This window comes from Streptomyces sp. NPDC092296 (genome assembly GCF_044755465.1).
Taxonomy (GTDB): domain Bacteria; phylum Actinomycetota; class Actinomycetes; order Streptomycetales; family Streptomycetaceae; genus Peterkaempfera.
The window spans coordinates 24,727-45,552 of record NZ_JBIVRB010000014.1; the positions used below are offsets into that span (position 1 = coordinate 24,727).

Below are 20,826 nucleotides of genomic sequence, written 5' to 3' on the forward strand. Positions count from 1 at the left end.
GGAGCCAGATAGCCATGCAGACCAAGCTGGACGCAGCCAAGGCCGAGGTGCTCGCCCGAGCCGCCCAGGCCGCTGAGAACAGCCAGGTGGGGGCAGTGCAGGGGGAGGGTCTGGGCAATGGCGCCCTGACCGCCTATCTGCGCCACTACTACCAGCACACGGCCCCGGAGGACCTGGTCGACCGCGACCCGGTCGACCTCTACGGGGCCGCCGTCTCCCACTTCCGCCTCGGCCGGGCACGCCCCCAGGGCACCGCCGAGGTCCGCGTCCACACCCCCACCGTCGAGGAGAACGGCTGGTCCAGCGGCCACACCGTGGTCGAGGTGGTCACCGACGACATGCCGTTCCTGGTGGACTCCGTCACCAATGAGCTCTCCCGCCAGGACCGCGCCATCCACGTGGTCATCCACCCGCAGATGCTGGTCCGCCGCGACATCACCGGCAAGCTGCTGGAGGTGCTCGACGCCGACCCCAGCACCCGCGACCGGTCCGCCGAGCCGCCGGCCGACGCCGTGGTCGAGTCCTGGATGCACATCGAGGTCGACCGCGAGACCGACCGCGAGGACCTGCGCCGGATCGAGGCCGACCTGCGCCGGGTCCTCACCGACGTCCGCGAGGTCGTCGAGGACTGGGCCAAGATGCGCGACTCCGCGCTCCGGCTCGCCGACGAGCTGGCCGAGCAGCCCCCGGCCGGCCTGCCCGCCCAGGAGGCCGACGAGGCCCGCGAGCTGCTGCGCTGGCTGGCCGACGACCACTTCACCTTCCTCGGCTACCGCGAGTACGACCTGGTTGAGTCCGGCGACAGCGGGCAGGAGGCGCTGCGCGCCGTCCCCGGCACCGGCCTGGGCATCCTGCGCCCCGACCCGCGCGGCGGCTCGCCCGACGGCCACCCGGCCAGCGAGGCGTTCGGCCGGCTCAGCGCCGCCTCCCGCGCCAAGGCCCACGAGCCCACCCTGCTGGTGCTCACCAAGGCCAACAGCCGCTCCACCGTGCACCGCCCGTCGTACCTGGACTACATCGGCGTCAAGAAGTTCGACGCCGACGGCAATGTCACCGGCGAGCGCCGCTACCTGGGCCTCTTCTCCTCCGCCGCGTACACCGAGTCGGTCACCCGCGTCCCGGTGGTCCGCCGCAAGGTGCGCGAGGTCGTCACCTCCTCCGGCTTCCCGCCGGAGAGCCACGACGGCCGCGACCTGCTCCAGATCCTGGAGACCTACCCCCGGGACGAGATCTTCCAGACCCCGGTCGAGGAGCTGCTCGCCATCGCCGGCAGCGTCCTCTACCTCCAGGAGCGCCGCAAGCTGCGGCTCTTCCTGCGCCAGGACGAGTTCGGCCGCTACTTCTCCGCGCTGGTCTACCTGCCGCGCGACCGCTACACCACCCGGGTCCGGCTGCGCCTGATGGACCTGCTGATGGAGGAGCTGGGCGGCCCCGGCCCGGCGAAGGAGGGCGACGAGCCCGGCGCCACCATCGACTACACGGTCTGGAGCACCGAGTCCGTCCTCACCCGGCTGCACTTCGTGGTCCGGGTCGCCCCCGGCAGCGAACTGCGCCGGCTCACCGAGGCCGACACCGAGCGGATCGAGGCCAGGCTCGCGGAGGCGGCCCGCTCCTGGATGGACGGCTTCCACGAGGTGCTGCTCGCCGAGTGCGGCGAGGAGCGCGCCGCCGAGCTGTCCCGCCGCTACGCCAACGCCTTCCCCGACGGCTACCGCGCCGACTTCTCGCCGCGCACCGCCGTCGCGGACCTGCGCCAGCTGGAGTCGCTGGCCGAGGCCGGCGACTTCCGGCTCAACCTCTACCAGCCGGTGGGCGCCGACGACGACGAGCGCCGCTTCAAGATCTACCGCAGTGGCGGCGCCATCTCGCTCACCGAGGTGCTGCCCGTCCTCCAGCGGCTCGGCGTCGAGGTGATGGACGAGCACCCGTACGAGCTGCGCCGCTCCGACAACTCGACCGCCTGGGTGTACGACTTCGGGCTGAAGCTGCGCCGCACCGGGGAGCTGGGCGACGAGGCCCGCGAGCGCTTCCAGGACACCTTCGCCGCCGTGTGGACCGGCCAGGCGGAGAACGACGGCTTCAACGAGCTGGTGCTGAGCGTCGGGCTGACCTGGCGTCAGGCCGTGGTGCTGCGCGCGTACGCCAAGTACCTGCGCCAGGCCGGATCGACGTTCTCCCAGGACTACATGGAGGACGCGCTCCGCAACAACACCCACGCCACCCGGCTGCTGGTCAACCTCTTCCAGGCCCGGCTCTCCCCGGCCCACACGGTGGCCGGCCTGGAGCTGACCGAGGGCATCCTGGAGGAGCTGGACGGCGCGCTGGACCAGGTCGCCTCGCTGGACGAGGACCGCATCCTGCGCTCCTTCCTGCACCTGATCAAGGCGACCCTGCGCACCAACTTCTTCCAGCGCTCGGAGAGCGGCGAGCCGCACCCGTACCTCTCGATGAAGTTCGACCCGCAGGCCATCCCCGACCTGCCGGCCCCCCGCCCGGCGTACGAGATCTGGGTCTACTCGCCGCGCGTCGAGGGCGTCCACCTGCGGTTCGGCAAGGTCGCCCGTGGCGGTCTGCGCTGGTCCGACCGCCGGGAGGACTTCCGCACCGAGGTGCTGGGCCTGGTCAAGGCCCAGATGGTGAAGAACACCGTCATCGTGCCGGTCGGCGCCAAGGGCGGCTTCGTCGCCAAGCAGCTGCCCGACCCGTCGGTGGACCGCGACGCCTGGCTGGCCGAGGGCATCGCCTCGTACCGCACCTTCATCTCCGCGCTGCTGGACATCACCGACAACCTGGTGGCCGGCCAGGGCGTCAAGCCCCCGCAGGACGTGGTGCGCCACGACGGCGACGACACCTATCTGGTGGTCGCCGCCGACAAGGGCACCGCCACCTTCTCCGACATCGCCAACGAGGTGGCCGAGTCCTACGGCTTCTGGCTCGGTGACGCCTTCGCCTCCGGCGGCTCGGCGGGCTACGACCACAAGGGCATGGGCATCACCGCGCGCGGCGCCTGGGAGTCGGTCAAGCGGCACTTCCGCGAGCTGGGGCACGACACCCAGAGCGAGGACTTCACCGCCGTCGGCATCGGTGACATGTCCGGGGACGTCTTCGGCAACGGCATGCTGCTCTCCGAGCACATCCGGCTGGTCGCGGCCTTCGACCACCGGCACATCTTCATCGACCCCGCGCCGGACGCGGCCGCCTCCTACGCCGAGCGGCGCCGGCTGTTCGACCTGCCGCGCAGCTCCTGGGCGGACTACGACACCGCGCTGATCTCCAGCGGCGGCGGCGTCTTCCCCCGTACCGCGAAGTCCATCCAGCTCACCGCGCCGATGCGGGCCGTCCTCGGCCTCCCGCCCGGCACCACCCGGCTCACCCCGGCCGAGCTGATGAAGGCGATCCTGCTCGCCCCGGTCGACCTGCTGTGGAACGGCGGCATCGGCACGTACGTCAAGGCGAGCACCGAGTCCAACGCCGAGGTCGGGGACAAGGCCAACGACGCCATCCGGGTCGACGGCGGCGACCTGCGGGCCAAGGTGGTCGGTGAGGGCGGCAACCTGGGCTGCACCCAGCTGGGCCGGATCGAGTTCGCCACCTCCGGCGGCCCGGACGACACCGGCGGCAAGATCAACACCGACGCCATCGACAACTCGGCCGGCGTGGACACCTCCGACCACGAGGTGAACATCAAGATCCTGCTCAACCGGGTGGTCGCGGACGGCGACATGACCGTCAAGCAGCGCAACGCCCTGCTCGCCGAGATGACCGACGAGGTCGGCACGCTGGTGCTGCGCAACAACTACGCGCAGAACACCGTGCTGGCCAACGCCGTCGCCCAGGCGTCCAGCATGCTCAATGTGCACGCCCGGATGATGCGCCGGCTGGAGGCCGACGGCGACCTGGACCGCGCGCTGGAGTTCCTGCCGAACAGCAGGCAGCTGCGCGAACGCCAGCAGGCCGGGCGTGGGCTCACCCAGCCCGAGCTGGCGGTGCTGCTCGCCTATGTCAAGATCACCCTGGCCGAGCAGCTGCTCGCCACCGACCTGCCGGACGACCCGTACTTCCGCGACTCGCTGCATCGGTACTTCCCGGCCGCACTGCGCGACCGCTTCCCCGAAGCGGTCGACAAGCACGCACTGAGCCGGGAGATCATCACCACCCAGCTGGTCAACGAGACCATCAACCGGGGCGGCTGCACCTTCGCCTTCCGGCTCCGCGAGGAGACCGGCGCCACCATGGACGAGATCGTCCGCTCGCACACCGCGGCGCGGGCCGTCTTCGACCTGGAGCGGATCTGGGGCGAGATCGAGGGCCTGGACAACCGGGTCCCGGCCGAGACCCAGACCAGGATGCGGCTGCACTCCCGGCGGCTGGTCGAGCGGGCCACCCGCTGGCTGCTCAACAACCGCCGCCAGCCGCTGGACATCGCCGAGACCATCGAGGTCTTCCGGGACCGCTGCGACCAGGTCTGGTCCCAGCTGCCCAAGCTGCTGCGCGGCGGCGACCTGGACTGGTTCCAGGGCGTCTACGACGAGCTGCTGGCGGCCGGCGTCCCGGACGCCCTCGCCACCCGCTGCGCCGGGCTGTCCTCCGCCTTCCCGACCCTGGACATCGTCGAGGTCGCGGACCGGGCGGGCGCGGACGTCTCCGAGGTCGCGGAGCTGTACTACGACCTGGCGGACCGGCTCCAGATCAGCCACCTGCTGGACCGGATCATCGAACTGCCCCGCACCGACCGCTGGCAGTCCATGGCCCGCGCGGCCATCCGCGAGGACCTGTTCGCCACCCACGCGGCGCTCACCGCCGAGGTGCTGGCCTGCGGCGAGGCCGGTGACCGGCCGGAGCAGCGGTTCGAGGCCTGGGAGAGCCGCAACGCGACCCTGATCAACCGGGCCCGTGCCACGCTCGACGACATAAGGGCATCGGAGAGCCAGGACCTGGCCGGGCTCTCGGTCGCCATGCGGGTCATCCGTACCCTGCTGCGGACCGGCTCCATGCGCTGACCGCGCACCCCGGCCCCGCAGCCGCCGCCCCCGCCGACCCCGCGTCGGCGGGGGCGGCGGCACGATGGGCACGGCCGCTCGGCGGAGCCCGGTCAGCAGCGGCCGACCGGCACTCCTGGCGCCCGGCAGGCCGGGCGGGCGGGGGATGCGGCTCAGCCCCCGCCCGCCCGGGGTGGGTCAGATCAGGCCCTGGGCGACCATGGCCTCGGCGACCAGCTCGAAGCCGGCGATGTTGGCGCCGACCACGTAGTTGCCCGGACGGCCGTAGCGCTCGGCCGTCTCATGACACGAGCGGTGGATGTGCCCCATGATCTGCGCGAGCCGCTCCTCGGTGTGGGCGAAGGTCCACGAGTCGCGGGAGGCGTTCTGCTGCATCTCCAGGGCGCTGGTGGCCACGCCGCCCGCGTTGGCGGCCTTGCCCGGCCCGTACAGCACGCCGGCGCCCTGGAGGATGCGGACGCCCTCCGGGGTGGTCGGCATGTTGGCGCCCTCGGCGACCGCCTTGACGCCGTGCTCGACCAGGGTCGCGGCGTCGGCGCCGTTGAGCTCGTTCTGGGTGGCGCAGGGCAGCGCCACGTCGCACGGCACCTCCCAGACGCCGGTGCCGGTCACGAAGTGCGCGCCCGCGCCGCGCCGCTCCGCGTAGTCGGACACCCGGCCGCGCTCGACCTCCTTGATCTGCTTGAGCAGCTCCAGGTCGATGCCCTTCTCGTCGACCACATAGCCGGTGGAGTCGGAGCAGGTCACGACGGTGGCGCCGAGCTGCTGCGCCTTCTCGATGGCGTAGATCGCGACATTGCCGGAGCCGGACACCACGACCCGCTGGCCGTCGAGGTCCTCGCCCCGGGTGCGCAGCATCTCGGCGGTGAACAGCACGCAGCCGTACCCGGTGGCCTCGGTGCGTGCCTGGGCGCCACCCCAGCCCAGGCCCTTGCCGGTGAGCACGCCGGACTCGTAGCGGTTGGTGATCCGCTTGTACTGGCCGAAGAGGTAGCCGATCTCGCGGCCGCCGACACCGATGTCACCGGCCGGGACGTCGGTGTACTCGCCCAGGTGCCGGTAGAGCTCGGTCATGAAGGACTGGCAGAACCGCATGATCTCGGCGTCGGAGCGGTTCTTCGGGTCGAAGTCGCTGCCGCCCTTGCCACCGCCGATCGGCATGCCGGTCAGGGCGTTCTTGAAGATCTGCTCGAAGCCGAGGAACTTCACGATCCCCAGCGTCACCGACGGGTGGAACCGCAGACCGCCCTTGTACGGGCCGAGCGCGCTGTTGAACTCCACCCGGAAACCGCGGTTGATGTGGACCTCGCCGGAGTCGTCCGACCACGGCACGCGGAAGATCAGCTGGCGCTCGGGCTCGGAGACCCGCTCGATGATCTTGGCCTCGGCCAGCTCGGGCCGCTTGGCCAGCACGGGGTCCAGGGTGTCCAGGACCTCTCGGACCGCCTGGTGGAACTCGGTTTCGCCGGGATTGCGTTGCAGGATCTGTGCGTAGATCGACTCGATACGCTGGGTTACGGACATCCGGGCAGGCTCCTTCTCGACGAGGTGGCGTCGCAGGGTGTGCAGGGCATCCGTACGTGTACTCCGGCACGACGCTGGGCCGGGACTTCCGTACGTCGTTACGGACAGCTTCCCAGATGTCCGGCGATTGCGGGGGACCGGGACCACTCCGTCATTTCACGGCGCCGGCCATCACCCCGCTGACGAACTGGCGCTGGAAGGCGAAGAAGACCACCAGCGGCACGACCATCGAGATGAAGGCACCGGACGCCAGGATGTCGATGTTGTTGCCGAACTGGCGTACCTGCTGCTGGAGCGCCACCGTGATCGGCGCCGAGTCCGCATCGGCGAAGATCAGCGCCACCAGCATGTCGTTCCACACCCAGAGGAACTGGAAGATCCCCAGCGAGGCGATGGCCGGACCGCCCAGCGGCATCACCACGGTGAAGAAGACCCGCAGCTCACCGGCGCCGTCCAGCCGGGCCGCCTCCAGCAGCTCGCGCGGGATGCCGGCGAAGAAGTTGCGCAGCAGGAAGACCGCGAACGGCAGCCCGAAGGCCACATGGAAGAGGACCACGCCCAGCAGGCTGCCGAAGATCCCGAGCTGGCCGAACAGCTTGGACAGCGGGATCAGCGCCACCTGGACCGGGACCACCAGCAGGCCGATGACCAGCAGGAACAGCCAGTCGCGGCCGGGGAAGTCCAGCCAGGCGAAGGCGTACCCGGCCAGCGAGGAGATCAGCACCACCAGCACGGTGGCGGGCACGGTGATCAGCGCGGTGTTCAGCAGCGAGTGGGTGATGGTGTCGTTGGAGAGCAGGTTGGTGTAGTTGTGCACGGTCAGTTGGGCGGGTTTGGTGAAGACCTGCCACCAGCCGGACTGCTGGATGTCGATCGGCCCGCGCAGCGAGGAGGCCAGCAGCCCGACGGTGGGCAGCAGCCAGAACACCCCGACCAGCAGCAGCACGATCCGCACCGCGCCGCCCGCCAGCCGGGAGGCGGCGCGGGCCGCCAGGTTCGGCCGGCGGCGGACGGCGGGCGCGGCGGCGGGCACCGGGGCCGTGTCCTGAAGGGTCGTCATCGGCGGTTCTCCCTCCGGAAGCGGCGGATGTTGAAGAGCATCGCGGGGAGCACCAGCAGCAGCAGGATGATGCCGATGGCGCTGCCCACGCCCTGGTTGCCGCCACCGCCGAAGGAGGACAGGTAGAGCTGGAGGGCGAGGACGTTGGCGTCCTGCTGGGTGGAGCCGGGCGCGATGATGTAGACGAGGTCGAAGACCTTGAGGACGTTGATCACCAGCGTCACCAGCACCACGACCAGCACCGGCGCCAGCAGCGGCACGGTCACCTTGCGGAAGACCTGCCACTCGTCGGCTCCGTCGACCCGGGCCGCCTCCAGCAGTTCCCGGGGCACCGAGGTCAGTCCGGCGGCGATCAGCACCATGGCGAAGCCGGCCCACATCCAGATGTACGCGCCGATGATCGCCGGGGTGACCAGGGTCGGGCCGAGCCACTCCACGCCGGCGTACTGGGCGGTGAAGTTGGCGGCGGGCAGCCGCAGCCGGGCGCCGGCCGCCTCGGCGGGCAGCGTGAAGGTGCCGTCCCTGCCGGAGGTGGCGCGGGCGACGACCCGGCCGTCCTTGACGGCCTCCACCCGCACCCCCGACAGGGCCTTCTCCCCGGGGTCGACCTTGCCCGCCGTACCGCCGCCGCCGGGCGCGAAGTCCAGCCAGACGGTCCCCGCGATGGAGTCGCCGGAGGCGGTGGCGGCCCTGGCCGGTGCCTGGGAGGCGACCGAGGCGGGCGGCAGGCCGACCAGCGGCAGCGCCGCCGGGGTGCCGGGCACGGCGGTGGCGGTGGTGGTGAAGGAGCCGCCGCCGGACGCCTTGAGGTCCCCGTCGGCCCGGGGCCGGGCGCCGGGGTAGGCCGACGCCTTGGCGAAGGTGTCGTGCACGCCGACCACCACCGCGTTGGCCACGCCCTTGTCCGGGTCCTGGTCGTAGACCAGCCGGAAGATGATGCCGGCGGCCAGCATGGAGATGGCCATCGGCATGAAGACCACCAGCTTGAAGGCGGTGCCCCAGCGGATGCGTTCGGTCAGCACCGCGAAGACCAGGCCGAGCGCGGTGGTGGCGATGGGCGCCACCACCACCCAGACGGCGGTGTTCTTCAGCGCGGTCAGGGTGGCGGAGGTGGTGAAGACGTCGCCGTAGTTGCCGAGGCCGACGAAGTGCCTGAAGTCGTCGATGCCGTACAGGCTGCGGACCAGCGTCCAGAGGATCGGATAGAGGACGAGCGCGCCCAGCAGGACCAGGGCGGGCAGCAGGAAGAGCACCGCGATCCAGGGGCGGGTGCCGAGCACCCGCCCCCGGTCCGGGCGCGCCACCGGTGCGGGGACTGCCGGAGCGGCCATCTGCCGACGCCCCGTCAGTTCCCGTACGCCTTGGCGGCGTCGGCTTCGAGCTTCTTCTGGGCCCCGGCCACGTCCTTCGGGTTCGCCAGGAAGTCCTGGAGGTCCTTCCACTCGCCCATGCCCTTGGTGCCGCCGAAGGCGGCGGGGGCCTGGTCGGACATGTCGAAGCGGAAGTCGTCGCCCGCGTCGATCAGCGACTTGGCGATGCCGCGTGCGACGTCATTGGGGTAGACCGACAGGTCGAGCGACTTGTTGGGGGAGAGGAAGCCGCCCTGCGCCGCCGCCACGGCGGCGGCCTCCGGGGAGGCCAGATACGTCAGCAGCGCCTGCGCGGCCGGGGAGTCCTTCATGGCCACCGCCACGTCGCCGCCGCTGACCACCGGTGCCTTGCCGCCGTCCACCGCCGGGAACGGGAACTCCTTGGCGTCCTCGCCTACCTTGGCCTTGGTCTCACTGGCGATGTTGACGGCCACGAAGTCGCCCTCGTACACGATGCCCGCCTTGGGCGGCTCGGCGAACGCCTGGTCCACCGAGGCCGGGAACTCGGTCTGTAGCGCGCCCTTGGCACCCCCGGCGATCAGGGTGTCCTTGCCGAACAGCTGCCCGAGGGTGGTGAGCGCCTTGGCGACCGACGGGTCCGTCCACTTGATCTGGTGCTTGGCCAGCTTGTCGTACAGCTCGGGGCCGCCCTGCGAGAGGTAGACGTTCTCGAACCAGTCGGTGAGCGTCCAGCCGTCGGCGCCGCCGATGGAGACCGCCGGGGTGCCGGAGTCGGAGATCGTCTGGGCGGTGCCGAGGAAGTCGGCCCAGGTCTTCGGCTCGCTCACCCCGGCGTCCGCGAAGACCTTGGTGTTATACCAGACGGTCGACTTGTTGGCGGCCTTGAAGTACACCCCGTACTGCTTGCCGCCGTACGCGCCGAGATCCTTCCAGCCCTTGCCGTAGTTGGCGGTCAGCGTGGCGTCCACCTCGGCGGAGACCGGCTTCAGCCAGCCCGCCTTGGCGAACTGCTGCAACACGCCCACCTGCGGCAGGAACGCCACGTCCGGCGGCGCGCCGCCCTGCACCTTGGTGCCGAGGAAGGTGGAGACATTGTCCCCGGTCGGTACGAAGCTGGTCTTGGCGCCGGTCCGCTTGGCGAAGTCGTCCAGCACCTGCTGGAAGTTCTTCTGCTCGGCGCCGGTCCAGATCGCCGCCACCGACAGGCTCTGGCCGTGCAGGTCCGGCAGCTTCAGCGTGGCCGCCGGACTCGCCGCGTCCCCGCCCGTCGCGCCGTCGGGACCGGAGGCACCGCCGGCGCTGCTCGGTGCCGCTGTGCCGCCCCCGCCGCCGCTGCCGCACCCGGCGGCGGTGAGCGCCAGCGCGGTGGCGGCGGTCACCACCAGTGCGGTGCGGGTGCGGCCTGCGGCCTTGGTGGAACGTGTACGTATAGTCAGGTGCATGACGTAATCCCTCCCGTGGACCGGCCGTGGCCGCACGTGGCCGGGCCGGGAGGCGTCGGCGCTGACGCGCGGGTCGCGGCGCGGGTCGTCTCGCGTCCCCGCACAGTCCTACGCCGGGCCCACAGGCGTCGCAAGACCCTGCGTGACGGTCAGTCGCCTACTGTGACCGAACCGTGTCGCCGGTCGACGGGACTGTGCGCAGCCGATCTACCCCCACGGCCCGGGATCATGCCCTGTGAGGCTGAAGTGACGGCTGGTGAGCCCGGCGCGGCGGCGGCGCCGCGCGCCCGGCTGCGGGGCCGACCCGGGTCCGTCGTACGGGTGGTGCGGAAGCCGGGGCGCCGGGCCGCGCCGGGCCGCGCCGCCGTCGCGCCGCCGTCGCGCCGCCCGGAACCCCGGCCCCGCTGCGCGCTGATCGCGGCGGGGCAGCGGGCGGCGTTGGTCGTGTCATAGATGTCAGGACTGCGGTCGGGGCTGGTCATCGGGCAGTGGAGCGGCGCGGGGGCGGGGTCAGAGCAGCGGCGGGGCCGGGTCGGCGGACAGGGACTCGGCCGCCCGCTGGAGCGCGCTGGCGAGCAGCGCCAGGTCGGTCGGGCCGTTGCCCAGCTCGCGTACCGGGCGGCGGGTCGGCGGGGCGCCGGTCTGCGCCCAGTCCAGCGCCACCACGCTCGGCCGCAGCGTCGCCGTACGCGGAATCCGGCCGCTCACCCTGGCCGTCTGAAAGTCCGTCACCCCGCCGTCCGGCAGCCGCAGATAGCCCCGGCCGGGGGTGTCCTCCGCCAGCGCGGCCGCGTCCTCGACATGGACCAGCAGCCGGGAGCGGGCCGGGTCGTCGGTCCGCAGCGCGATCCGCAGCAGGGCCGCCTCGTCCACCTCGGTGCCCGCCGTCCACTCCGGCCGCCCGGTGGAGACGGCCAGGTGCACCCCCAGCCGCCCGCCGCGCACCGCGACCTCGGCCAGCGCCTGGGCCAGCGCCGACCGGGCCGGCCCTGCCGCGTCCCCGGCGGCGGGCCGGGCGGAGCCGTCGCCCAGCAGGGCGTCGAAGTCGTCCACCACGATCAGCAGCCGACCCGGCGGCGCGGGCGGCAGCGTCCCCGGGGCGGCGGACGGCCCGCCGTCACCGGGCGCCGCGCCCTCGTACCCCCGACCGGGCCCGCTCCCCGGCGCTCCCCGCAGGCCGCCACCGGCCCGCGCCGCCGCCCGGTCGCGCTCGGCGTCGTCCGGCGCGGTGCGCGGCGCCACCACCCGGACACCGCCGGTGCCGACCCCGACGCTCACGGTGGCGGTGCCGCGCCGCAGCACCCGCTCCGCGTACCAGGAGGTGAAGTCCCGCCCCTGGAACAGCGCGGCCCGCCGCTCCAGCTCGGCCAGCAGCGCGTCGGCCGCCTCCCGGGTGCGCGCCGGGTCGACGTCCGCGCCCAGATAGGTGGTGACGTGCGGCAGATCGGTGCAGGCGTACAGACCGAGCGCCGGATCGTCGGACTCCCGGCCCTCGATGATCACCACGCCCAGCCGGTCCGGCCGCTCCGCGACGGCCAGCGAGGCGACCAGGGTGCGCAGCAGCTCCGTCTTGCCCGAGCCGGGCGCGCCGCCCACCAGCAGATGCGGGCCGCCGGGCAGACCGGGCGCGGTCAGCTCCGGATCGGCCAGGTCGAGCGTGCAGCGGTCGTCGCGGGCGGTGCCCAGCATCGCCACGGCCGAACCGGTGGTGGCGGGCAGGTCGGCCCAGCGGCCGGAGATCTTGGCGGGGGTGACCATGTCCAGGTCGAGCAGGTCCAGCAGCCGCAGCGCGGTGGGCAGCGGCCCCCGGGCGGTCGGCGCCGACTCGCGCAGCGGCGCCAGCGCCCGAGCCAGCCGCTCCGCCCAGGCGGTGGAGACGGCGTCCAGCGCCACCCCGTCGACCACCTCGCGCGCCCCGGCCGCGCCGGGCCGCTCCACCCGCAGCAGGGTGGCGACCTCGCCGCCGATCACGGCGGTGGCCCCCAGCCCCGGCGGCAGCGACTCCGGCCGCTCGGCCAGGCAGACCGGGTGCACCCCGGCGGCCGGTCCTTCGGCCAGCAGCCGGGCCACGCCCTGCCGGGCGTCCTCCGACCCGGGGTCGCCGTCCAGCAGCAGTACGGCGGCGGGGCCGCCGGGCCGTACCGAGCCGTCCAGCCGGGCCGTCAGCTCCGCGATCCTGGCCTGCGCCTGGGCGGCGTCCAGCCCCACCAGCAGCCGGCACTCCTGGCCCCGGGCCGGCCGCAGCTGCGGCAGCCAGAACGCCCAGGACCACTCCGCCGTCCGCTCCTCCGCCGCCCGGCCCGGATCGGCGCTGACCAGCACCAGCTCCAGCGCGGAGGGCGCGTGCAGGGCCGCGAGCTGCGCGGTCACCGCGCGGGCCAGGGCGGCCAGCCGGGGCCGCGCCCCCGCCAGGCCCAGGCTGCCCGCCGCCCGCAGCCCGACCGCGACCGGCACGCCGGGCAGCGGCTCGCCCGGCTCGGTGCCGGGCCGGTCGGCGGTGCCCAGCCGCACGGTGAGGGCGTCGGGGTGGTCGGGGCCGCGCTCCCAGCGGTGCGGGCCGCGCCCGAGGGCGCCGAGCAGCAGCGCCGCCGGGTCGGGCAGCCGCTCGCGCAGCGCGGCGGCCTCCCGGGCGCGGGCCAGCGCCTGCTCCTGCGCCGCCGTACGGGTCTCCTCGGCCGGGCCGCGACCGCCGCGCCGCAGCCCGTCGCCGAGCCGCAGCCCGTCGCCGAGCCGCAGCCCGTCACCGAGCCGCAGTGAGCGCAGGCCCCGGCCGCGCCCGGCGGCGGGCTCGGGCGGGCGCTGCGCCGGGGCGGCGGGCGGGGTGCTGGGCCGGGCGGGTGGCGGGGGCGCGGCGGTGAGCCGCAGATGGCCCTGGCCGTCGGGGGCGGCGGCGCGGGACCCGGCGGTCTCGGTGGGCGTCGGGGGCGCCGCCGGGACCGCCAGCGTCAGCGAGGACTCACCGAGCCGCAGCAGCCCGCCGACCGGCAGCAGCACCGGCTCGGTGCCGACCAGCGCGCCGTCCAGCGCGGTGCCGTTGGTGGAGCCCAGGTCCGCGACGGCCACCCGGCCGTCGGGGGAGATGTGCAGCTCCAGGTGGAGCCGGGAGACATCGGGGTCGTCCAGCGGCACGTCCGCGTCGCCGGAGCGGCCGACCCGCACCAGGCCCGGGTGCAGCAGGTGCACCCCGCCCGCGTCGGGGCCGCCGACCACCCGCAGCTCGGCCGCCGCCGGACCGGCGTCCCGGTCGGGGTCGGCGGCGTGCTCGGGGGCGGGCTCGCCGAGGAAGAGGACCGCGCCGTCGACCAGCGGCGGGTGGCCCAGCAGGGTGCGCTCGTCGAGGCGGTGGGCGCCGGCGTACAGGTGCACATGGGTGGCCGCGCGGCCACCGCGCACTCCGACCGCGCCCGCCAGTGCTCCGGCGACCGCGCCGAGCGCGGTGCCCGCCGGAGCGGTGACGAGCACATCTGCGGCGAGCCCGTCCGTGGACGGACCGCTGTGCGGCCGGTGGACGGTCAGCCGGATCTGCATGTCGCCCGAGGTCCCTTCTGGGGTCGTGCGGCGCCGCGCCGTCCGCACGGCGCGGGCCATCATGCCCGCCCGGGTGGGCCGCCGGCCGACCGGCCGCCCCGCCGCCTCGGCGACGGGGAGCAGCATGCCCAACGAGCAATTCCCACGCGGGTGGTGGCAGCATCCTCCCACCCGCGACTGACAGTGTGTGTCGGGTACCGGATTTGATGATCTTGCGATCATCCTCACATGCCGTCGACGGTGGGCGCACGGCCTTTCGGGGCCATTCGGCGGCGCGCGTCAACCGAAGCGCGCCGCCCTGCGTCTGTCTCCCTGACACGAGTGCGGCGGCCGGAACGGTTCCCGGTCCGCAGCGATGCCCGTACCGGGCTCGGTCCCGGCGGCCCCAGGGCGTCGGACACGGTTACAGTTGCCGGAAACACGGGCCGCCGCAGCACTCGACCGGTGCGCGGCCCCGCGAGGACGGCACGGCGAGGAGCGCATCAGTGCGGCCGGTAGGCAGCAAGTATCTGCTCATGGAGACGCTCGGACGGGGCGCCACGGGCACCGTCTGGCGTGCCCAGGTGCGCGAGGACGCGGCCGTGCCCGGCATCGAGCCCGGCCGGCAGGTGGCCATCAAGGTGCTGCGCGAGGAGCTCGCCAACGACCCCGATGTGGTGATGCGCTTCCTGCGCGAGCGCTCGGTGCTGCTGCGGCTGGTCCACCCGAACATCGTGCGGGTGCGCGACCTGGTGGTCGAGGGCGATCTGCTCGCCCTGGTGATGGACCTGGTCGAGGGGCCCGACCTCTACCGCTATCTGCGCAGCAACGGCCCGCTGAGCCCGATCGCCGGCTCGCTGCTGATGGCCCAGATCGCGGACGCGCTGGCGGTCAGCCACGCCGACGGCGTGGTGCACCGCGACCTCAAGCCGGCCAATGTGCTGCTGGCCACCACCGAGCTGCCCGCCGAGCAGGGCGGCGGCGAGCAGATGCACCCGATGCTCACCGACTTCGGCATCGCCCGGCTGGCCGACTCGCCCGGCATCACCCGCACCCATGAGTTCGTCGGCACCCCCGCGTATGTCGCGCCGGAGTCGGCCGAGGGCCGCCCGCAGACCTCGGCGGTGGACGTCTACGGCGCCGGGATCATGCTGTATGAGCTGGTCACCGGCCGTCCGCCGTTCCGGGGCGACGGCCCGTTGCAGATCCTGCACGCCCATCTGGCCCAGGAGCCGGAGCGGCCCGGCGGCATGCCGGAGCCGCTGTGGACGGTGGTCGAGCGCTGCCTGCGCAAGGACCCCGCCGAGCGGCCCGGTGCCACCTCGCTGGCTCGGGCGCTGCGGGTGGTCGCGGCCGGTGTCGGCGTGCACGCCAGCCCCGCCCAGGTGGACGAGGCGCTGGCGGTGGGCGCGCTGCTGCTGCCCGACCCGGACCCGGCGCGGGTGCCCGCCTCCGGCGGCCCCTTCGGCGCCCCGGACGCCGATCCGACCCGGGTGCTGGGCACCTCCGCACCCGACGGCGGTGCGCAGTACGACCCGGCGGCGGCCACCCGGCTGATGGGTGCCGCAACGGCCGGGCCGCTCGCCGGGTACGACTCCGAGGACCGCACCCGGATGATGCCGCCCGCCGACACCGGCCAGGGCGACCGCACCCGGGTGCTGCCGCCGGTCGGTCCGGACGGACCGGCCGGCGCGGACGGCTTCGGCGGCCAGAACGGTCCCGGCGGCCAGAACGGTCCCGGCAGCCCGGCCGGGCCGCAGCCCGAGCAGCCGCACCCCTGGCAGACCCAGCTGCGCGCCGCCCGCGACCGCAACCAGCAGACCGAGGTCGGCTATCCGGAGCCGGAGGAGCTCCGGCAGCTCCAGGAGCCCCGGATCGCCCCGCCGCCCTACCAGCAGCGCCCCGCCGCCCGGCCGCAGCAGGACGCGGGCTACGGCTACCCCCAGCAGCCCGGCGACCCGCGCCGCGCCGCCCCGCAGCAGTACCGGCAGCCGCCGGCCGCGCCGCCCCCGTACCAGCAGGAGCAGTACCGGCAGGAGCAGTACCGGCAGCAGCAGTACCGGCAGCAGCCGTACGAGCAGGAGCAGTACCAGCAGCCGTACGAGCCCGCCCCGGCCCCCGAGCCGCAGCGCCCCCCGGCGCGCCGCGCCGAGCCCGCCCCGGCCCGGCGCAGTGAGCCGGCCCCGGCCCGCCGGCCCGAGCCCGCCCCGGAGCGGCGGTCCGAGCCGGAGCCGGCCCGTGAGGCCGCCCCGCGTCGGGAGCCCCGGCAGCGCAGCCGCAACCGGATGTACATCCCGGGCCTCGGCTGCTTCAAGGGCTGCCTGATGGTGCTGGTCATCCTGGCCCTCGCCGCCGTCGCCCTGTGGAACTTCACCCCGCTCCCGGACTGGTGGCACCACGTCCAGGACACCACCCACGGCACCACACAGTGGATCACCGACCACTGGCACAGCTGGACATCCTGACCCGGGAACCCGGGCCGACCGACGATATTGACGGTTTATCGACTTTCGGCCCGTCAACTCCCCGTGGAAGCGGTGCGGCGTCCCCTCGCCGCCCGTTCTCCGCGTAGTTTGGTCGCTGACGCACCGACCCCCCGAGCGCGCCGGGCCGCGGAGCACCACCGAGTGACGCGGACCGCGGGCGCGCTCCCTCGGCTCACGGAGCAGCATTGGCACGCAAGATCGGCAGCCGGTACACCGTTCACCAGGTGATCGGCCGGGGGTCCGCAGGCACGGTGTGGCTCGGCGAGGGCCCTGACGGCCCGGTCGCGGTCAAGCTGCTGCGCGAGGACCTCGCCTCGGATCAGGTGCTGGTCGGCCGGTTCGTCCAGGAGCGGACCGCACTGACCAGCCTGGACCACCCCCGGGTGGTCGGCATCCGCGACCTGGTGGTGGACGGCAGTGACCTCGCCCTGGTCATGGAGCTGGTGCACGGCACCGACCTGCGCACTCGCCTGGACCGGGACGGCGTGCTCGCCCCGCAGGCCGCCGTCGCGGTCGCCGCCGACGTGGCCGACGCGCTGGCGGTGGCGCACGCCGCCGGGATCGTGCACCGCGACGTCAAGCCGGAGAACGTCCTGCTGGACCTCGCCTCCTCCACCGGCCCCGGCGGCGCCCCCCGCGCCAAGCTGACCGACTTCGGCATCGCCCGGCTGGTCGACGCACCCCGCCGCACCCGGGCCACCCGGATCATCGGCACCCCCGACTACCTCGCCCCCGAGATCATCGAGGGCCTGGAACCCCGCGCCGCCGTCGACATCTACGCCCTGGCCACCGTCCTGTACGAGCTGCTGGCCGGCTTCACCCCCTTCGGCGGCGGCCACACCGGCGCCGTACTGCGCCGCCATGTCACCGAGACGGTCCCGCCGCTGCCCGGCCTGCCCGACGGCCTGTGGAAGATCATCGCGGAGTGCCTGGCCAAGGCCCCGGCCTCCCGGCTGCGCGCCACCGAGATGGCCGAGCGGCTGCGCGAGCAGCTGCCCGCCCTGGCCGGTATCCCCCCGCTCACCGTCTCCGCACCCGGCACCGAGCCCGCCGAACCGCCCGCCGCCCCGCCGGACGAGCCCGACGCCGAGGACGGCACCGCCCGCCCCCGCCGCCGGCGCGGCGCCGCCGTACCGCTGGTCTCCGGCCCGCAGCCCGACTCCACCCGGGACACCCACACCTCGCTGCGCCGCCCCAACGCCGACGAGCTGGCCTCCTTCGCCGCCGCCTCCCGCGCCGAGCGGGAGCGCCGCGCCCCCGGCGCCGACGGCGCGGACGACCAGCGGGCCCGCAGCCACCGGGGCCACCCGGCCGGCCCCGGCTCGGTGACGCTGCGCCGCCGCCGACTGCTGGCCGCCGGGCTGGCCGTGCTGGTGGTGGCGGGCGCGGTCGGCGCGTACGAGGCGCTCACCGGGCGCGGGGACACCGACGCGGGCCAGGGACCGGCCGGCCACGGCACCGCCAGCGCCGCCCCCGCCGCGCCCGGCGGCAGGAAGAGCCCCGGCAAGGACAGCGGCAAGGGCACCGAGCGCGGCGCCGGGCTGCCCACCGCCCCCGCCGCCGCCGAGGACGTCGCCTCCGGCGGCCCCGGCGCCGAGACGGCCGCGCTGCCCTCCTGGGCGGCCTGGCAGTCCGTCCCGGCGGCGCCCACCCCGCTGGCGGGCGGCGTCCGGGCGGTCCGGGTGGACGGGGTGACCTTCGCCTTCGCCACCGACCGGGACGGCGCCGTCCGCTACATCACCCGTAGCGGCAGCGGTACCGCCTTCGGCCCGTGGCGGCGGCTCACCGGCATACATGTCAGCGGCGACCCGGCGCCGGTCGCCATGCCGGACGGCCGGATCGTGCTCTTCGCCCTGGGCACCGACCGGCTGCTCTACCAGCGCACCTACGCGGGCGGCGGCTGGTCGCAGTGGGGCCAGCTGGACGGCCGCACCCGGCTGGACTCGCCGCCCGCGGCCACCGCCGACGACTCCAACGACCGGATCGACCTGGTGGCCCGGATCGGCTCCGACCTGGCCACCGCCTCCTATGTGCATCGCACCTGGAGCGCCTGGGCGACGGTGACCACCGCCGGCCGGATCACCGGCGACCCCGGGCTGGCGGCCGGGGCGGACGGCCGGCTGGACGCCTTCGTGGTCCGCGCCGCCGACTCGGCGGTGCTGCGGGTCACCGCGCTGCGCGGCGCCTGGCACCCGGCCGAGCCGGTCCCCGGCCTGACCGGCGGCCGGGCCGAGCCCGCCGTGGCGGCCGACGGCGCCCTGTACGTCTTCGGCCGGGGCCTGGCGGGCGGTCTCGCCCAGGCGGTGTCGCACTCCGGCGGCCTGGCCTGGCGCTCCGGTGCCGTCCCGGGTGCGGCCTCGGGCGGCCGGTTCGGCGCCGGGGCGGTGGCCGAGGGCGGCCGGGTGGGGCTCTTCGCCCGTGCCGAGGATGGCACCCTGCACTACACGCGTACGGTCTGAGCAGCCGTTTCACCGGCCGCGCCGCACCCCTCGGGGCGCGGCGCGGCCGGCCGTACCGGTAGCCGGGGACCGGTTCCGGCACGGAGCCATTACGCTGGGGGCGTGGCAGCTGTCGATCCTTCCGAAGAGCTCAAGTCCCTCGAATCGACCATGGGGTCGATCGAGGCAGTCCTCGACCTGGACAAGATCCGGGCCGATATCGCACGCCTTGAGGAGGAGGCCGCCGCGCCGGACCTCTGGGACGACCTGGCGAACGCGCAGAAGGTCACCAGCAGGCTCTCCTTCCTCCAGGGCGAGCTGCGCAAGGTGGAGGCGCTGCGCGGCCGGATCGACGACCTGGCGGTGCTGTTCGAACTCGCCGAGGCCGAGAACGACGCGGACACCCGCGCCGAGGCGGACGCCGAGCTGGCGTCGGTCGGCAAGGCCGTCGACGAGCTGGAGGTGCGCACCCTCCTCTCCGGCGAGTACGACGCCCGCGAGGCGCTGGTCAACATCCGCGCCGAGGCCGGTGGCGTGGACGCGGCGGACTTCGCCGAGCAGCTGATGCGGATGTACCTGCGCTGGGCCGAGCGCCACGGCTACTCCACCGAGGTGTACGACACCTCGTACGCGGAGGAGGCCGGCATCAAGTCCGCGACCTTCGCCGTGAAGACCCCGTACGCCTACGGCACGCTCTCGGTGGAGCAGGGCACCCACCGCCTGGTGCGGATCTCGCCGTTCGACAACCAGGGCCGCCGCCAGACGTCCTTCGCGGGCGTCGAGGTGCTGCCGGTGGTCGAGCAGAGCGACCACGTGGACATCGACGAGTCCGAGTTGCGGATCGACGTCTACCGCGCGTCGGGCCCCGGCGGCCAGGGCGTCAACACCACCGACTCGGCGGTGCGGATCACCCACCTGCCGACCGGCATCGTGGTCTCCTGCCAGAACGAGCGCTCCCAGATCCAGAACAAAGCGAGCGCGATGAACGTCCTCCAGGCGAAGCTGCTGGAGCGCCGCCGCCAGGAGGAGCAGGCCCGGATGGACGCCCTCAAGGGCGACGGCGGCAACTCCTGGGGCAACCAGATGCGGTCGTATGTGCTGCACCCCTACCAGATGGTCAAGGACCTGCGGACCGACCACGAGGTCGGCAACCCGCAGGCGGTGCTGGACGGCGAGATCGACGGCTTCATCGAAGCGGGCATCCGGTGGCGCAAGCAGCAGGAAGTCTCCGTGTGAGGTCGGCGGACTGCCCGTTGAGATGAACGATTGGCGCAGTATCGAAGCGGGCATCCGGTGGCGCAAGCAGCAGGAAGTCTCCGTGTGAGGTCGGCGGATTGCCCGTTGAGATGAACGATTGGCGCAGTATCGAAGCGGGCATCCGGTGGCGCAAGCAGCAGGAGACCGCCACGGTCTAGCGGTAGCGGTCGCATCGGGCGGTCCACGTCGGATCGGGCACGCCGAGACAGGGCCCCGGGAGCCGTAGCTCCCGGGGCCCTGTCGTGCGCGGGCGGGCCCGGGTGGGTCAGGCCAGGGCGTGGCGCGCTATGAACAGCACGGCGGCCATCGCGGCCACCAGGGCGAGCAGCGTGGTGAGCGAGATCCCCGCGAACGGGTTCTGCTGCTGCAACCGCGCACGGTTGGCCCGGCACACCGGGCAGCGCCCCTCGTTGACCGGTCCCGCGCAGTTGGCGCACACCAGACGGTCGCAGGTCATGCGATCTCCTCCTCATTCTGCCAACGCACCGGATCGGCGGCTTCGTTCCCGCGTCCTTCACCGACTGTTCTGCCCACGGGGGCCGGCTTTCCCACGGGTACCGGCCGCGGAGACGACGGGGGAGGGCCTTTCGGTTCGTCCCCTCCACTGTGCCAGGTCCGGCCGGATCAGGCCCGTGTACCGCATACCGGCGGGTAACGGCGAGTGCCGGACAGCTTCGGCCGGGCAATCCGGCGGGGAGAAAGGCGGGATTTATTCCCTTTCATCCGTGAAATCCCCCACCTTTGCCCTCCGCTCGCCTGCACGCGGAGCCGCCGTTCGCGT

The 20,826-nt window shown here is 73.9% G+C and carries 9 protein-coding genes and 1 pseudogene; 4 read left to right on the top strand and 6 right to left on the bottom strand.

The window, feature by feature from the left end; genetic code table 11:
- Positions 1–14 precede the first annotated feature (14 nt).
- Positions 15–5,000, top strand: a complete 4,986-nt coding sequence (locus ACIQGZ_RS24035) for an NAD-glutamate dehydrogenase (RefSeq protein ID WP_402605187.1) — start codon at positions 15–17, stop codon at positions 4,998–5,000.
- A 177-nt stretch (positions 5,001–5,177) separates the two neighbouring features.
- On the opposite strand, the gene gdhA is transcribed toward ACIQGZ_RS24035, so the two are convergent.
- From gdhA to ACIQGZ_RS24060, 5 genes are all read right to left on the bottom strand, one after another.
- Positions 5,178–6,524 carry an NADP-specific glutamate dehydrogenase gene (gdhA, locus tag ACIQGZ_RS24040; protein WP_402605190.1) on the bottom strand — a complete coding sequence of 449 codons (1,347 nt, stop codon included), beginning with the start codon at positions 6,522–6,524 and terminating at the stop codon, positions 5,178–5,180.
- 151 nt (positions 6,525–6,675) lie between these two features.
- Positions 6,676–7,584, bottom strand: coding sequence for a carbohydrate ABC transporter permease (locus ACIQGZ_RS24045; RefSeq protein WP_402605193.1), 909 nt, complete (start codon positions 7,582–7,584; stop codon positions 6,676–6,678).
- Positions 7,581–8,915: a carbohydrate ABC transporter permease gene (locus ACIQGZ_RS24050; protein ID WP_402605196.1), complete on the bottom strand. Its 1,335-nt coding sequence runs from the start codon at positions 8,913–8,915 to the stop codon at positions 7,581–7,583. The genes ACIQGZ_RS24045 and ACIQGZ_RS24050 overlap by 4 nt, the downstream gene beginning before the upstream one ends.
- A gap of 14 nt (positions 8,916–8,929) precedes the next feature.
- Positions 8,930–10,357 (bottom strand): ABC transporter substrate-binding protein, encoded by a 1,428-nt coding sequence (locus tag ACIQGZ_RS24055; RefSeq protein ID WP_402605199.1) that lies wholly within the window; start codon positions 10,355–10,357, stop codon positions 8,930–8,932.
- 510 nt (positions 10,358–10,867) lie between these two features.
- Entirely contained in the window at positions 10,868–13,885 is a 3,018-nt protein-coding gene (locus ACIQGZ_RS24060; protein ID WP_402605448.1) for an FtsK/SpoIIIE domain-containing protein, read from the bottom strand.
- Between the two features lie 485 nt (positions 13,886–14,370).
- Here ACIQGZ_RS24060 and ACIQGZ_RS24065 point away from each other — a divergent pair, with 485 nt between their 5' ends.
- From ACIQGZ_RS24065 to prfB, 3 genes and pseudogenes are all read left to right on the top strand, one after another.
- Positions 14,371–16,329, top strand: a complete 1,959-nt coding sequence (locus ACIQGZ_RS24065; protein WP_402605202.1) for a protein kinase — start codon at positions 14,371–14,373, stop codon at positions 16,327–16,329.
- Between the two features lie 206 nt (positions 16,330–16,535).
- Positions 16,536–17,834 (top strand): annotated as a pseudogene (locus ACIQGZ_RS24070) (serine/threonine-protein kinase); the annotation flags it as partial.
- Positions 17,835–18,911: 1,077 nt separating this feature from the next.
- Entirely contained in the window at positions 18,912–20,024 is a 1,113-nt protein-coding gene (prfB, locus tag ACIQGZ_RS24075; protein ID WP_402605205.1) for a peptide chain release factor 2, read from the top strand.
- A gap of 286 nt (positions 20,025–20,310) precedes the next feature.
- Here prfB and ACIQGZ_RS24080 read toward each other — a convergent pair whose 3' ends face one another.
- Positions 20,311–20,502, bottom strand: coding sequence for a hypothetical protein (locus ACIQGZ_RS24080; RefSeq protein WP_402605208.1), 192 nt, complete (start codon positions 20,500–20,502; stop codon positions 20,311–20,313).
- Between the last annotated feature and the right edge of the window lie 324 nt (positions 20,503–20,826).